Source organism: Burkholderia sp. BCC1047, assembly GCF_902833155.1.
GTDB classification, from domain to species: Bacteria; Pseudomonadota; Gammaproteobacteria; order Burkholderiales; family Burkholderiaceae; genus Burkholderia; species Burkholderia sola.
In genome coordinates, this window is record NZ_CADFEH010000013.1 from 94,475 (window position 1) to 107,992 (window position 13,518).

Here is a 13,518-nt window from a genome sequence, read left to right on the forward strand (position 1 = left end):
CAGGCATGCAGAAGGCGCCGGGCCTTCCCGCGATGGCGGGGCGGCCCGGCGCCTTTTTCGTGCGCGGGTCGATGCCGGCGGCGTCAGGCGTGTTCCACGAACGCGTAACGGCCTTCGACCTTGCGCGGCGTGAACCAGCCGTAGTCGGGGAACAACCGGTTGCGGACGAACCACACGTAACCGACCAGCACGACCGTGATCGCGAGGCTCGGCAGCGCGGCCGCCGGATCGCGCCCGAGGTCGGCGACGGTCTTCGGCATCTGCAGCAGCGACAGCAGGATGAACGCGTGATACGCGCCGACACGTTGGGTCGCAAAGCCCCAGATGAACAGCAGCGACAGCGGCACGGTCAACGCAAGGAATACGGCGACGAGGACGGCGCCGGCGCCGGATGCGAAGAAGTAGTACGCAAGCATCAGGCTGATGACCAGTTGGGCGATGCCGAGCGCGATCAGGATCCGGACGTGCACCTTGTTCTTGCGGCAGCGTTCGGGGTCCGGGCGCGACGCGATCAGGTGCGCGAGCACGCGATCCTTGAGCCCCTGTCCGGACAGTTCGGCCAGCACATCGGCCTTCCTCGTTCCCGCGGACAGCAGCACCGCGATTCTTGTTTTGGCTTCCTTCCTGTTCATTGCTTGGCGGATTGTTGTTCGAGGGTGGTCAAAAGGGCCGGCCACGCGAATATTGCATCTTGCGCAGCCGTGCGCAACGGTTTTGCGGTGCGCGGACACATTCCTACAGTCGTCGCTTGCATCGTGGCGAAGACGGGGGGGCAGGCGATGCGACGGCAGGGCGCCGCCGCCGTTTCCGCCGGGACGCGATGAGCGCGAGTCAGTCGGTGGCGGTCCGCGCAGCGAGCGTCGTGCGTGATTCGACGGGCGGCTCGCGCCGTCGCGTCGCGCCGACGAGCATGCCGGCGACGACGAGCGCGATGCCGGCGACACGCGTGCCGGTCAGCGCTTCGCCGAACAGCGCGACCGCGAACAGCACGGCCGAAACCGGCGCGATCGCGGTGAACAGGGCGGCCTCGGTGCCGCTCGTGCGCGTCGAACCCGCATACCAGCACAGGTAGCCGAGCACGGTCGGAATCAGCGCGTAGTAAGCGATCGCCGACACGGCGCCGACGGTCCAGCCGTTCGCCACCGCGCGCCATTCGAACGCGGCCGGCACGAGTGCGAGCACGAAGCCGAGGCCCGACATCGCGGTGGAAAGCGCAAGCGGCGGCAACGGCGCGGCAAGCCGCCGGTTGAGCAGGATGAAAACCGCTTCGCATGCGACGGCCGCCAGTACCAGCGCATCGCCGGCAAGCGTCTGCAGCGACGGCATCGCATGGCCTGGCGCGAACGTGACAAACAGCACACCGGCGGTGGCGAGCGCGGCGGCCAGCCAGTCGCGCGGCGTCTGCCGCTCGCGCAGCACGACGGCCGCGATCAACGTCGACATGGCCGGCAGCGTGCCGAGCATCACACCCGCATCGAGCGGCGACGACAGCTTCGTCCCGCTGATCAGCAGCACCGTATAGCCGACGCCGCCAGCCGCCGCCTGGATGACGAGCAGCACGGCATCGCGTGCGCAAATGCGCGGCCAGCGCATGCGCTGCGCGCGCATCAGCGCGAACAGCAGCGGAGTCGCGATCAGGAAGCGCAGCGCGGTGGCCGCGAATGGCGGCAGGCCGCCGGCCGCGAGACGGCTCGCGATGACGGTGCTGCCGACGCCCGCCATCGCGGCGGCGAGATAGAGATAACCAATCAGTCGTGTCTTCATGCGCCGCATCGTCGCGTACCGGGCACGGGGCGTCTTGAACGAAATTGCAGCAGAGGGAGGCGTTGAATACGGTGCGCCGTCGACATGTCCGGACGCAATGGGGCGCGGCTCACGTTGAGCGGCAACCGCCTGCGAATGCAGTGCGCCCGACGGCCTCGCGCTGCGCGCGCGACGGCGCGACTTAACCCGCCTGCGTGAACCGCCCCGGCGTGATCCCGAACTGGCGCGCGAACGCGCGCGTCAGGTGGCTCTGATCGGCGAAGCCGGCTTCAGCCGCGGCATCGGCGATCGGCAAACCGCTGGCCAGCAACGCGCGCGCGAGCCGCGTGCGCGACTGAACCAGATAGGCATGCGGCGTGATGCCGAGCTCGCGCGCGAAGCCGCGCAGCAACTGGAAGCGGCTGACGCCGCTCAGGTCGGCCAGCTCGGCGAGCGACACGGGTGCGGCCGGCGCCGCGTCGAGCCGCTCGCGGGCGACGCGGACCGCCGGTGCGACGCCGGCCGCCGGCAGCGTGCGGTTTGCGTGCCGGGCGAGCAAACCGGCGACGAGCATCACGAGCGCTTCGTCGCGGGCCAGCGGCTGGGTTTCGCCTGCGACGATGCGCGCATGCAGCCGGCCGACGGCGGCCGCGAGGCGCGCGTCGCGCACGGCCGGATGCGCGAGCTCGATGCCGCCGACGCCTTCTTCCGCCGCGACGCCCGCGACCAGCGCGGGCGCGAGGTACAGCATCCGCCAGCGCCGGCCGGTGCCGGCCTCGAGCGGCGAACCGTCGTGCATCTCGCCCGGGTTGACCATGATCGTGTCGCCCGCCAGCGCGTCGACCTGCCCGCGGCCGCTCCACGACCGGTGCGCACCGCTGACGATCACGCCGACGCCGAATTCGTCGTGCGCGTGGCGCGGAAACGCGCGATCGGATTCGAGGCTGATCGCTTCGATGCCTTCGCCGGTGCGTCGGTAGTGGGTGACACGGTGCATGTGCGCTCCTCGCGCCGGTGGCGGCGCGGATCACGTGCACTTTAGCGCGTTCCGGCGCCGCGCGCCCTTCATCCGTTTGGCGGATACCGCACGGCGCGCGCAGCCAGCACCATGTGCACATGAGCAGCGTACACGGCCCGCCGGGCCTGAAGCTGCGCGGGAGAGGGCAGGTGGAACGACAGGATCCGGTATTCATTCAGGTGGGTGCGCTCGCGGACGGCTTCGCGCCGGACGCGAACGTCCTCGCTCCCGTCGACGCACTCGTCGGGCGGACGCTGACGCTCGACGACGCATCGGGCGCGTGGCGTATCTATACGTTCGAGCCGGGCGCGCTGCAGTGGCGCGATGCGGCGACCGGTACGAACGGCCGCGCGGCGTGCCGCGTGACGCGGCTACGCGACGGGCTGTACTTCGTCGACTACATCGATGCGACCGCTCGGGCGACGTCGGTGAGCCTCGTGATCGATCTCGACACCGGTGTGTGGACGGCGGTCGTCGGTACGCTGCCGACGGAAGCGGACACGCGCATCGATGCATTCACGCGCGTCGCGCACGGGCTGCCGCTGACGGCCGTCGATGCGCAATTCCGACACGGTACGCTGGGCGGCCACGCCCGGCCGGGGCCGCTGCATGCGCCCACGCGCGAGCTGATCGGCAAGCGGACGATGTACCGCTACAGCCCGACCGAATGCTACGAGCACATCTACCTGAACGAGAATTTCTACGCGTGGCAGTGCCTGCAGGGCGTCGAAGGCGGGCTGGCCGATGTCGACCGCTGTCATTACTTCAGGATTGCAGACGCGCTTTACTTGTTCGTGTGGCGTGAGAAGGTGGTGCCGACGCTCGGCGTCGTGCTGATCGACTTCGCGCAGCGCAAGACCGACGGCAAGATCTTCGGCTATCAGGGCAGCGATTTCGGCACGTTGTCGAATTTCCAGATCGGCGCATACGCGCAGGTGCTGAACGAAACCGTGCATCCGCTCGGCGACGAGGCGCGGCGATGACTGCCGTGCTCGGCAGCGGCCGCTTGCGTGCGGATTTCGGCGGCCGCGTCGTGCTCGTCACGGGCGCCGCGCAAGGGATCGGCGCGGCGATCGCGCGCCGTTTCGCGGAATCCGATGCGTTCGTCGCGGTCGCCGACCTGAACGGCGATGCGGCCGCCGCGCAGGCCGCCGCGCTGGCCGGCGCGGGCGGCGACGCACGCGCGTACCGGGTCGATGCCGCGAGCCGGGCCGAACTGGATGCGCTCGTCGCGGCAGTCGAGCGCGACGGCGGCCGGCTCGATGTCGTCATCCACAATGCCGCGTATTTTCCGTTGACGCCATTCGCGCAGATCGACGAGCCGACGCTCGAGCGGACGCTGTCGGTCAACCTGTCGGCGCTGTTCTGGCTTGCGCAGGCCGCGTTGCCGGCATTCGAGCGCGCGGGGGCCGGGCGGCTGCTCGTCACGTCGTCGGTGACGGGGCCGCGCGTCGCGTATCCGGGGCTCGCGCATTACGCGGCGTCGAAGGCCGGCGTGAACGGCTTCATTCGGGCGGCGGCGCTGGAGCTCGCGCGCCGCAACGTGACGGTCAACGGCGTCGAACCGGGGATGATCCGCACGCCGGCGGCCGGCAATCTCGGCGACGCGTCGGTCGCGGCGCAGATCGCGCGCGACATTCCGCTGGCACGGACGGGCGAGCCGGAGGATATCGCGAACGCGATGCTGTTTCTCGCGTCGGCCGACGCGGCGTACATCACCGGGCAGACGATCGTCGTCGACGGCGGCGCGACGTTGCCGGAGAGCGGGGCGGTGCTGGGAGACGGGTAGCGGTGAGCCAGCGAGGGCGGCTGCGGCGGCGGCCGCGGGCCGTGCGGGCATAGGCGGGCATTTGCGGGCATAGGCCGGCCCACGCCATGGGGCCGCGCCGCACGCGACCGCCGCGACTACAGCCAGCCGTTGCGGATGAATTCGACGATCGAATAGCGACGATGCTCGAGATCGTGCTGCCGCACGGCCTCGACGATCCGCGATACGCCATCCGCATAGGGCGTATCGCCGGATACGCGCGATTCGAACTGGAGGCTGCAGGCGCCATCGTCGATGCGTATCCGGTGAACCGCATGGCGGCCGAGCTGATCGTCCGGGATGCCGAATTCGCTGCGCTGCGCCGCCGGGTCGCGCACGGAGCGGATGGCTTCCGGCCGCACGCCGAGCGACCGGGCGATGCCGACGGCCGTACCGGGGACGGACGTCTTGCCGGCCTGATGCGACTCGGTCACGCTGATCTCGCAGTCGCGGAACAGGTGGCCGCTGGTTTCCAGCATGCTCATGAACTTGAGCATCAGGATGTTCGTGTTCGGACACAGCACGACCGGAAAGCCGTACGTCCCGGTTTCGAGGTCGGAGCCGGTCGACAACTCGACGAGCGGCGACGCGGTGGCCTGGCAGAACGCGATCGCCGCGGCGAGTTCGCGGCCGGAACCGGCATGGACGACGATCGAGCGCGCATCGGTTCGCGTGCTGTCCGACCACGGCATCACGCGACAGGTGGACGGGTCGAGCTTGTGCGAGCCGAGCAACTCGTTGGCGAGCTTGCCGGTTCCGATGACGAGTACTTGCATGGGATGGACGGGTTGAGGTTCGGGATGCGAGGCGACGATGGCGCGGGCCGGGAGCAGGCCAGCCCGGCCGCCTTGCCACGCGCCATGGGTGCCGGACATCGCGCATTATGCCCGGCCGACCGACCGCGTGCTCGTCGACTCGCGCAGGCATCGCACCGTCTCGCGACGGATGGGCCGCGATCTGTTTCGCGATGCCGCCGCCGAATCGCCGCCAGCTTCCCGTCGACCTTTCGCCGAGTTCCCTCCCTCCCGGCCAGCCGCGGTCCACCGACGGACGAACCGCGCGACCGCATCCTCATCCCGTGCGCACGAACGCGTGAACGGCGCTACGCTGTCGGCATTTCATCCCATCACCCTCGATCCAGGAGAACACATCGATGGAACACGACCTGAAAGGCAAGGCAGTCGCGATTACCGGCGGCTTCGGTCATCTGGGCGTCGCGACGGCCGCGTGGCTCGGCGAGCGCGGCGCACGCGTCGCGCTGATCGGCCGCGGCGCGGCTCCGGCAGCGCAGGCGCTACCCGGCGTGCCGGCCGATGCGCTGCGCGTCGGCGGCATCGATCTCGTCGATCCGCAGGCCGCCGTGCAGGCGCTCGACACGGTCAACCGCGAATTCGGCCGGGTCGACGCGCTGCTGAACATCGCGGGCGCATTCGTGTGGCAGACGATCGCCGACGGCGATGCCGCCACGTGGGACCGCATGTACGAACTGAACGTGAAGACGGCGCTGAACGCGTCGAAGGCCGCGCTGCCGTACCTGGTCGCGAGCCAGGCCGGTCGCATCGTCAACATCGGCGCGGGCGCGGCGTTCAAGGCCGGCGCGGGAATGGGCGCGTATGCGGCCGCGAAGGCGGGCGTCGCGCGGCTCACCGAGGCGTTGGCGGCGGAACTGCTCGATCGCGGCGTGACCGTGAACGCGCTGCTGCCGAGCATCATCGACACGCCGCCGAACCGCAAGGACATGCCCGACGGCGACTTCTCGCGCTGGGTCCGGCCCGAACAGCTTGCGGCGACGATCGGATTCCTGCTGTCGGCCGACGCGCAGGCGATCACCGGTGCGTCGATTCCGGTGAGCGGCCGCGTCGCGTAGTGCGCCGGGGGCAAGGCTCGCCGGGGCCGGCCGTGCGTACAATGTCGCACCGGATTGCGACCCGGACCCGAGACCGAACCCGACACCATGACTCAGCCCACCATCCTGATCGTCGAAGACGAACAGGCGATCGCGGACACGATCGTCTATGCCCTCGGCACCGACGGCATGCAGACCGTCCACTGCACGCTCGGGCTGGCGGCGCTCGACCGCCTGCGCGACACGCGTGTGGATCTCGTGGTGCTCGACGTCGGCTTGCCGGACCTCAGCGGCTTCGAGGTATGCCGGCGGCTGCGCACGTTCACCGATATTCCGGTGATTTTCCTGACCGCGCGGCACGACGAGATCGACCGGATCGTCGGGCTCGAGATCGGCGCCGACGATTACGTCGTCAAGCCGTTTTCGCCGCGCGAGCTGGCCGCACGGGTGCGCGTGATCCTGCGCCGCTTCCGCCGGGCGGCCACACCGGAGCCGGCGCCAGCATCGTCGCCCGCGGAGGCGCCAGCACCGGTCGCCGCCGGCTTCACGCTCGATGCCGACGGCGCGCGCGTGGCGTGGCTCGGCCACGCGCTGGACCTCACGCGCTACGAATTCGGGCTCCTGGCGCTGCTGGTCCGGCATCCGGGCCGCATCTACTCGCGCGAGCAATTGATGGATCTCGTGTGGCACGAGGCGCTCGAATCGGCCGACCGCACGGTCGACACGCACATCAAGACGCTGCGCGCCAAGCTGCGCGCGATCGATCCCGAGCGCGACCCGATCCGCACGCATCGCGGGATGGGTTATTCGCTGCAACCGTAACGACCGGCACCGCCCATGCATATCGGCCTGCGCATCTTCTTCGGCTTTTTCCTGATCGTCGGCCTGGCCGCGCTGATCACGCTGCGCGTGTTCGTGCAGGAGGTGAAGCCCGGCGTGCGCGAAGCGATGGAGGACACGCTCGTCGATACCGCGCAGGTGCTGGCGACGCTGGCGGCCGACGACATGGCGAACGGGCGCATTGCCGACGGCACATTCGCGCGGCAGCTCGGGAAGCTGCACGAGCGCCCGGTCAGCGCGAACGTGTGGGGCATCCAGAAGAACGCTATCGGCTACCGTCTCTACATCACCGACGCGCACGGCATCGTCCGCTACGATTCGTCCGGCAGCGCGGTCGGGCAGGACTATTCGCGCTGGAACGACGTGTACCGGACGCTGCGCGGCGAATACGGCGCGCGCAGCACGCGCAGCGATCCGAACGACGACAGCAGCACCGTGATGCACGTGGCGGCGCCGATCCGGCGCGGCAACGAGATCATCGGCGTGCTGACGATCGCGAAGCCGAACCAGACGGTCGCGCCGTTCATCGCGCGCAGCCAGCGCAAGATCATGCTGTACGGCGCGTTGCTGATGGGCGGCGCGATCCTGATCGGCGCCGCGTGCACGTGGTGGCTGGTGCTCGGGTTGCGGCGCCTGCAGCGCTATGCGCGAGCGATCGCGGCCGGCGAGCGCGCGTCGATGCCGCTGCAGGGCGCGAACGAGCTGGCCGAACTCGGACGCGCGGTCGAAAGCATGCATCAGCGGCTGGAAGACCGGCAGTACGTCGAAACCTACATCCACACGCTCACGCACGAGATGAAGAGCCCGCTGGCCGCGATCAGCGGCGCGGCCGAGCTGTTGCAGGAAGACATGCCGGTCGCGAACCGCCGCCGCTTCACCGAGAACATCCGCCGCCAGGCCGGCCGTCTCGAACAGATGATCCGCAAGCTGCTCGCGCTGGCCGAGGTCGAGCAGAAGCAGCGGCTGTCGGTGCACGAGCCGGTCGCGCTGCGGCCGGTGCTCGAACAACTCGTCGACGATATCGAACCGCGCGCGCGGCAGCGCGGCGTGAGCCTGCGGATCGACGCGAACGATGCGGCTGATGGGGCCGATGCGCCGGTCGTCGACGGCGATCCGTTCCTGCTGCGGCAGGCGCTCGGCAACCTGCTCGACAACGCGCTGGATTTCGCGCCGCAAGGCAGCATGATCCGGATCGCGCTCGAGCGGCAGCCGGCGGGCAGGGCGCACGTCGCGGTCGTGCGCGTCGCCGACGACGGCCCCGGCGTGCCCGACTATGCGCTGTCGCGCGTGTTCGAACGCTTCTATTCGCTGCCGCGTCCCGATGGGCAGGATCGCAGCACGGGCCTCGGGCTGTGTTTCGTCCGCGAGGTCGCGATGCTGCACCACGGCCAGGTCGCGCTCGCGAACCGTGCGGAAGGCGGCGCGTGCGCGACGCTCACGCTGCCGTCGGCCGGCTGACCGCGCGCTTCACGTTCGCCACACATTCGCTTCACGCCGGCTTCAATCGCCCTTCACCGGGGCCGCGCATGCTGACCGTACCTTCCACTCCGGTACCTGCCAGCAATGAATCGAGTCCTGTTGTTCAAGTCCATGATCACCGCGTTTCTCGCGCTGGCGATCCTGATCCCGCTGCAGATGGTCCAGAGCATCGTGCGGGAACGCGCCGACTATCGGCAGAACGCGCTGCAGAGCATCTGGGCGAGCTACGCGGGGCCGCAGATGGTGACGGGACCGGTGCTCGTCGTCCGTTACACGGAAGTCACGCGCGTGAGCGACGACGTGCGCGCCGGCGGCAAGGCGAAAACCAGCCTGAAAAGCGAGACGAAACGGCTGCTCGTGTTTCCGAAGACGCTGAACGTCGACGGCACGCTGTCGGTCAGCGTGCGCTATCGCGGCATCCACAAGGCGCTCGTGTACGGGCTCGACAGCCGGATGACGGGCACGCTGCCGCTGCCGGACCTGAAGAAGCTGCCGCAGGCCGACGGCCACGTGAGCTTCAAGATCGACGGCGCGTATGTCGCGCTCGGCATCGGCGACCTTCGCGGGTTGAAGGCGCAGCCCGACCTGCGCATCGGCGGCCAGCGGATCGACGTGGAGCAGGGCACGCGGCTCGAGAGCCTGCGCCAGGGCGTGCATGCGAACGTCGATCTCGCGGCGCTGGCGGACGCAAACGCAGGCGCGACGGTCGTGCCGTTCAGCATCGGCCTGCCGCTCGCGGGCGCCGAATCGGTCGCGTTCGCGCCGGTGGGCGACCAGAACGACTTCTCGCTGAAATCGACGTGGCCGCATCCGAGCTTCGGCGGCGAATTCCTGCCGGCCGACCGCACGATCGATGCGCGCGGCTTCGTCAGCAACTGGCACGTGACGTCGTTCAACACGAAGGCGCGCGAGCAAGTGGCGTCCGGCACCGGCGACGGCGAGATCGAGATGGCGTCGGTATCGGTGATCGAGCCCGTGAACGTCTATCTGCAGGCCGAACGCGCGACGAAATACGGCGCGTTGTTCGTGATGCTCACGTTCGCGAGCTTCTTCATGTACGAGCTCGTGAAGCGGCTGCGCATTCACCCGATCCAGTACACGCTGGTCGGCCTGTCGCTCGCGCTGTTCTTCCTGCTGCTGCTGAGCCTGTCCGAGCATATTGCGTTCGGCTATGCGTATCTCGCGGCGAGCGGCGCATGCATCGGGCTGCTCGGCTTCTACCTGTCGTTCGTGCTGCACAGCGTGAAGCGCGGTGCGGTGTTCACGGCGCTGCTCGCGGTGCTGTATGCCGCGCTCTACGGGCTGCTGCTGTCGGAAGACAACGCGCTGATGCTCGGTTCGCTGCTGCTGTTCGCGATCCTCGCCGGCATCATGACGCTCACGCGCCGCGTCGACTGGTATTCGCTCGGTGCCGCGTGGCAGCCGCTGGCCGACAAGCCGGCGGCGGTGAAGCCGGGCGCGCCGGCGAAGTAGGCGAGCAAGCGGGCGGGCTCGGCGATCGCGCAGTGACGGACGCGTTCATCGTCGACCCGCCCGGCTTGCCGAAAGCGGCGGCGGCCCGGATCGCCCTATACTGACCGCTCCACATTACCGGACCACGCCGTGCCGAACCAAGCTTCCGGAGATCCGTCCATCGACGATCCCCGTCCGACTCCGCCCGTACAACCCGAACTGGAAGACTGCTGCAACAGCGGTTGCTCGCCGTGCGTCTTCGACCTGTACGACGAAGCGCTCGCGCGCTATCGCGTCGAACTGGCCGAATGGGAGGCGCGGCAGGCGCAGCGCGAGCATCGCAAATAAAGCGGATGCCGACGAGCGGCCATGCGCTGCATGCACCGCGTCTGTTGTCGGCGTTGGACTGCCGAGGCCCATTCCGTCCCGCGTCGTCTGTCACGCGTCGTCTGTCACGCATCCGCATGCAACCGCCGATGCAATGGCCCGAGCGCCATCGACAATGCAATGCAGACCACCAACACGATCGTCAGCGTGAACATCGATGCCCTGAACCCCTGCACGTAGTCGAGCGCGGCCGGATGCGCGCCGAGCCGCGCGAAGAACACGCCGCCGATCGTCGCGGCGCCGACCGCCGCGCCGATCTGCAGCATCGCGCTGACCATTCCCGACGCGACTCCCGCGCGGGCCGCATCGACTTCCGCGAGCACGATCCGCACGACCGACGGCAGCACGAGCCCTTGCCCGATGCCGATCGCCGCGATGCCCGCATAGAAGCCGGGCCCCGGCGCGCCGTCGCGGGCGAGCGCGGCGGCGATCGCGACGCCGGCGGCGAGCATCGCGAAGCCGAGCGTGAGCACGCGATACCCGCCGAAGCGGGCGACGAGGCGCGTCGTCAGCAGCGGGCTCGCGAGGAAGCCGAGCCCGAGCGGCAGGATCGCGAACCCGGACGCGAGCGGCGACCAGTTCAGGCAGCCCTGCAGATAGATCCCGTAGCTCAGGAAAAACGCGCTCAGCGTGTAGAACAGGAACGCGAGCAGGAGCCCCAGCGCGACGACCGGGTTGCGGAACAGCCGCACGTCGAGCAGCGGATCGTGGCCGCGCGCGAGCCGGCGCGCTTCGACCGCCAGCAGCGCGCCGAGCATCGGCAGCGCGCCGACGCCGCACGCGATCATCCACAGCGGCCAGCCGGCTTCCCGACCGTGCGTGAGCGGGTACACGATCATCAGCAGGAACAGCGACATCAGCACCGTGCCCGGCACGTCGATGCGCTGGCCGCGCGGCGCGCGGTTTTCCGGGATGAAGCGCCAGCTGCCGATCAGCGCCAGGATGCCGATCGGCAGATTGACGAGAAAGATCGCGCGCCAGCCGAGCCCGAACGGATGCAGGCTGATCAGCGCGCCGCCGCCGAGCTGGCCGATCACGGCCGCGAGGCCGAACGCGAACCCGTAGAAGCCCATCACGCGCACCTGTTCCTGCGGGCTGAACACGCTGCGGATCGTCGCGAGCACCTGCGGCGCGAGGATCGCGGCGAACAGGCCCTGCAGCACGCGGCCGCCGACGAGCACCGTGCCGTTGCCGGCGAGCCCGCACAGCGTCGACGCGAGCACGAAGCCGGCCATGCCGATCATGAACATGCGCTTGCGTCCGTACAGGTCGCCGAGACGCCCGCCGGTGATCTGCACGACCGCATTCGCGCACGCATAGGCCGACACGACGAGCTGCAACTCGGCCTGGCGTGCGCCGATGCCGTCGCGAATGGCGGGCAGCGCGAGATTCACGATGAAGTAGTCGAGCGGCGGCAGAATGGCGCCGACCAGCAGGACCACGAGCGCCCAGCCGTGATGGCTGCGCGGCGTCGCCGCGGCAGCCGCGCCGGCCGGCGCGCAGGGGGCGAGGGTGTTGTTCGTCATGATGAAAGCAGATCCAAAGAATGAGGGCCCGATAGGCGATCGACGCAAGCAGGCCGTTGACTCCCTATTCTGGCCATCGCCCATGATTCGGAAAAGCGGGAAAGAGTGGTAGCATCCATCGGGTTAATCGATGGATAAGGAATGACGATGCGCGGTTTCGATCTGGACCAGTTGCGTACTTTCGCGGCGGTCGCGGACGCCGGCAGCCTGACGGCCGCCGCGCCGCGGCTGCACCTGTCGCAATCGACGGTCAGCGAGCAGGTGCGCAAGCTCGAATCGCGCGCCGGCGTGCCGCTGTTCGTGCGCAGCAAGCGCGGCGTCGAGCCGACGCCCGCCGGCTCGCGGCTGCTGCAGCACGCGCGGCGCATCGTCGCGCTGAACGAGGCGGCGTTCGACGAGTTGCGCGGGCAGGCGATCAAGGGTGAGTTGCGCGTCGCGATCACCGACTACTACCGCACGAATGAAGTGGCGGGCATGCTGGCGCGGCTGCGCGAGTGCTACCCGCAGTTGAGCCTGCACGTGAGCGCGATGAAGAGCGCGGAGATCGAAGCGGCGCACGCGCGCGGGCAGATCGATCTCGGCGTCGTGATGAACATGTCGAGCGGGCCGTTCCGGCCGGCGTCGGCCGACACGCGCTGGGTGCTGCGGCGCGAACCGCTGTCGTGGGTCGCGTCGCCCGCGCTCGCCGAGCAGTTGCCCGAGCCGCTGCCGCTGGTGCTGCTGCCGGACGACTGCATGATGCATCAGGTCGCGGTGCGTTCGCTCGACGAGCAGCACACGCCGTACGTGCTCGTGCACAGCGCGTCGGGTGTCGCGGGGTTGCAGTCGATGCTCGCGGCGGGGCTCGGGGTCGGCTGCCTGTGCGCGTCGGCGATCGGCGACGGCCTGATGCGGCTCGGCACCAAATACCGGCTGCCGCCGCTGCCTGACGCGGTGTTTTCGCTGACGCCGCCGCTGCCGGGCGAGCGCGAGACCGTCACCCAGGCGCGCGAGGTGCTGTCGCGTCAACTGCTGATGTAAAACCATGCCGCGCGACACGCGGCGGCGCGTAATCGAGAGGCGCGTCAGGGGGCACAGGCATGAACGACGAACTGAAGAGCGAAATGGCCGCGAAGCTGCAGGACGCGCTGGAGCGCGTGGTCGACGAACGTTCGCTGATCCACTTCCTGCGCGTGCTCGGCCATGACTGGCACACGGAGCGGCAGCTCGAGGCCGACGCGCCGTTGTCGCCGTATGCCCACGCGGCGCTCGGCTGGGAAAACCGGTCGATCGGCGAATACCTCGAAGCGATGATCGACTGGGCCGAGGCGTCGGAAGAGGGGCTGCGCTTCTATGACGTGCCCGACAATCCTTGGCGGCGGATCGCCGACATCCTGTTCGCCGGGAAAATCTACGAATAGCGCGGCCGCGCGATTCGCGC

General features: G+C 69.3%; 14 protein-coding genes. 9 read left to right on the top strand and 5 right to left on the bottom strand.

The genetic code is table 11. The features are described from left to right. Positions 1-83: 83 nt before the first annotated feature. The 3 genes from HWX55_RS15735 to HWX55_RS15745 all read right to left on the bottom strand — a co-directional run bounded on the left by HWX55_RS15735 (position 84) and on the right by HWX55_RS15745 (position 2,740). Positions 84-632 carry a permease gene (locus HWX55_RS15735; protein WP_175976386.1) on the bottom strand — a complete coding sequence of 183 codons (549 nt, stop codon included), beginning with the start codon at positions 630-632 and terminating at the stop codon, positions 84-86. Between the two features lie 199 nt (positions 633-831). Continuing rightward, positions 832-1,764, bottom strand: a complete 933-nt coding sequence (locus HWX55_RS15740) for a DMT family transporter (protein WP_175976387.1) — start codon at positions 1,762-1,764, stop codon at positions 832-834. Between the two features lie 181 nt (positions 1,765-1,945). Beyond that, positions 1,946-2,740: an AraC family transcriptional regulator gene (locus HWX55_RS15745; protein ID WP_175976388.1), complete on the bottom strand. Its 795-nt coding sequence runs from the start codon at positions 2,738-2,740 to the stop codon at positions 1,946-1,948. Between the two features lie 170 nt (positions 2,741-2,910). On the opposite strand from HWX55_RS15745, the gene HWX55_RS15750 reads away from it, so the two are divergent. Together HWX55_RS15750 and HWX55_RS15755 are read left to right on the top strand one after the other, a co-directional pair. Further along, the gene (locus HWX55_RS15750; protein ID WP_124638470.1) at positions 2,911-3,744 is read left to right on the top strand and encodes a molybdenum cofactor biosynthesis F family protein; all 834 of its coding nucleotides are present in this window, start codon (positions 2,911-2,913) and stop codon (positions 3,742-3,744) included. Further along, entirely contained in the window at positions 3,741-4,550 is an 810-nt protein-coding gene (locus HWX55_RS15755) for an SDR family oxidoreductase (protein ID WP_175976389.1), read from the top strand. The genes HWX55_RS15750 and HWX55_RS15755 overlap by 4 nt, the downstream gene beginning before the upstream one ends. Positions 4,551-4,666: 116 nt before the next feature. Here the strand turns inward: HWX55_RS15755 and HWX55_RS15760 are convergent, their stop codons facing one another. Beyond that, positions 4,667-5,344: a dihydrodipicolinate reductase C-terminal domain-containing protein gene (locus HWX55_RS15760; RefSeq protein ID WP_175976390.1), complete on the bottom strand. Its 678-nt coding sequence runs from the start codon at positions 5,342-5,344 to the stop codon at positions 4,667-4,669. Positions 5,345-5,721: 377 nt separating this feature from the next. Here HWX55_RS15760 and HWX55_RS15765 point away from each other — a divergent pair, with 377 nt between their 5' ends. From HWX55_RS15765 to HWX55_RS15785, 5 genes are all read left to right on the top strand, one after another. Beyond that, complete coding sequence (locus tag HWX55_RS15765; RefSeq protein ID WP_175976391.1) at positions 5,722-6,435, top strand: SDR family NAD(P)-dependent oxidoreductase; 714 nt, start codon at positions 5,722-5,724, stop codon at positions 6,433-6,435. 87 nt (positions 6,436-6,522) lie between these two features. Continuing rightward, the gene (gene creB, locus HWX55_RS15770; RefSeq protein WP_175976392.1) at positions 6,523-7,236 is read left to right on the top strand and encodes a two-component system response regulator CreB; all 714 of its coding nucleotides are present in this window, start codon (positions 6,523-6,525) and stop codon (positions 7,234-7,236) included. A 15-nt stretch (positions 7,237-7,251) separates the two neighbouring features. Continuing rightward, the gene (gene creC / locus HWX55_RS15775) at positions 7,252-8,712 is read left to right on the top strand and encodes a two-component system sensor histidine kinase CreC (RefSeq protein WP_175976393.1); all 1,461 of its coding nucleotides are present in this window, start codon (positions 7,252-7,254) and stop codon (positions 8,710-8,712) included. Between the two features lie 105 nt (positions 8,713-8,817). After that, positions 8,818-10,206 (top strand): cell envelope integrity protein CreD, encoded by a 1,389-nt coding sequence (creD, locus tag HWX55_RS15780; protein WP_175976394.1) that lies wholly within the window; start codon positions 8,818-8,820, stop codon positions 10,204-10,206. 129 nt (positions 10,207-10,335) lie between these two features. After that, a complete protein-coding gene (locus tag HWX55_RS15785) occupies positions 10,336-10,533 on the top strand; it encodes an oxidoreductase-like domain-containing protein (RefSeq protein ID WP_175976395.1) in 198 nt (65 codons plus the stop codon). Positions 10,534-10,637: 104 nt separating this feature from the next. Here the strand turns inward: HWX55_RS15785 and HWX55_RS15790 are convergent, their stop codons facing one another. After that, entirely contained in the window at positions 10,638-12,098 is a 1,461-nt protein-coding gene (locus tag HWX55_RS15790) for an MFS transporter (protein ID WP_175976396.1), read from the bottom strand. A gap of 147 nt (positions 12,099-12,245) precedes the next feature. Between HWX55_RS15790 and HWX55_RS15795 the strand changes: the two genes are divergently transcribed. Both HWX55_RS15795 and HWX55_RS15800 read left to right on the top strand, forming a co-directional pair. Continuing rightward, positions 12,246-13,118: a LysR family transcriptional regulator gene (locus HWX55_RS15795; protein ID WP_175976446.1), complete on the top strand. Its 873-nt coding sequence runs from the start codon at positions 12,246-12,248 to the stop codon at positions 13,116-13,118. 59 nt (positions 13,119-13,177) lie between these two features. Continuing rightward, positions 13,178-13,498 (top strand): hypothetical protein, encoded by a 321-nt coding sequence (locus HWX55_RS15800; protein ID WP_069619340.1) that lies wholly within the window; start codon positions 13,178-13,180, stop codon positions 13,496-13,498. Positions 13,499-13,518 lie beyond the last annotated feature (20 nt).

Coding starts and splice junctions, on each gene's coding strand:
- HWX55_RS15735 (WP_175976386.1), bottom strand. CDS start 632: ATGAACAGGAAGGAAGCCAAAACAAGAATCGCGGTGCTGCTGTCCGCG.
- HWX55_RS15740 (WP_175976387.1), bottom strand. CDS start 1,764: ATGAAGACACGACTGATTGGTTATCTCTATCTCGCCGCCGCGATGGCG.
- HWX55_RS15745 (WP_175976388.1), bottom strand. CDS start 2,740: ATGCACCGTGTCACCCACTACCGACGCACCGGCGAAGGCATCGAAGCG.
- HWX55_RS15755 (WP_175976389.1), top strand. CDS start 3,741: ATGACTGCCGTGCTCGGCAGCGGCCGCTTGCGTGCGGATTTCGGCGGC.
- HWX55_RS15760 (WP_175976390.1), bottom strand. CDS start 5,344: ATGCAAGTACTCGTCATCGGAACCGGCAAGCTCGCCAACGAGTTGCTC.
- HWX55_RS15765 (WP_175976391.1), top strand. CDS start 5,722: ATGGAACACGACCTGAAAGGCAAGGCAGTCGCGATTACCGGCGGCTTC.
- creB (WP_175976392.1), top strand. CDS start 6,523: ATGACTCAGCCCACCATCCTGATCGTCGAAGACGAACAGGCGATCGCG.
- creC (WP_175976393.1), top strand. CDS start 7,252: ATGCATATCGGCCTGCGCATCTTCTTCGGCTTTTTCCTGATCGTCGGC.
- creD (WP_175976394.1), top strand. CDS start 8,818: ATGAATCGAGTCCTGTTGTTCAAGTCCATGATCACCGCGTTTCTCGCG.
- HWX55_RS15790 (WP_175976396.1), bottom strand. CDS start 12,098: ATGACGAACAACACCCTCGCCCCCTGCGCGCCGGCCGGCGCGGCTGCC.
- HWX55_RS15795 (WP_175976446.1), top strand. CDS start 12,246: ATGCGCGGTTTCGATCTGGACCAGTTGCGTACTTTCGCGGCGGTCGCG.
- HWX55_RS15800 (WP_069619340.1), top strand. CDS start 13,178: ATGAACGACGAACTGAAGAGCGAAATGGCCGCGAAGCTGCAGGACGCG.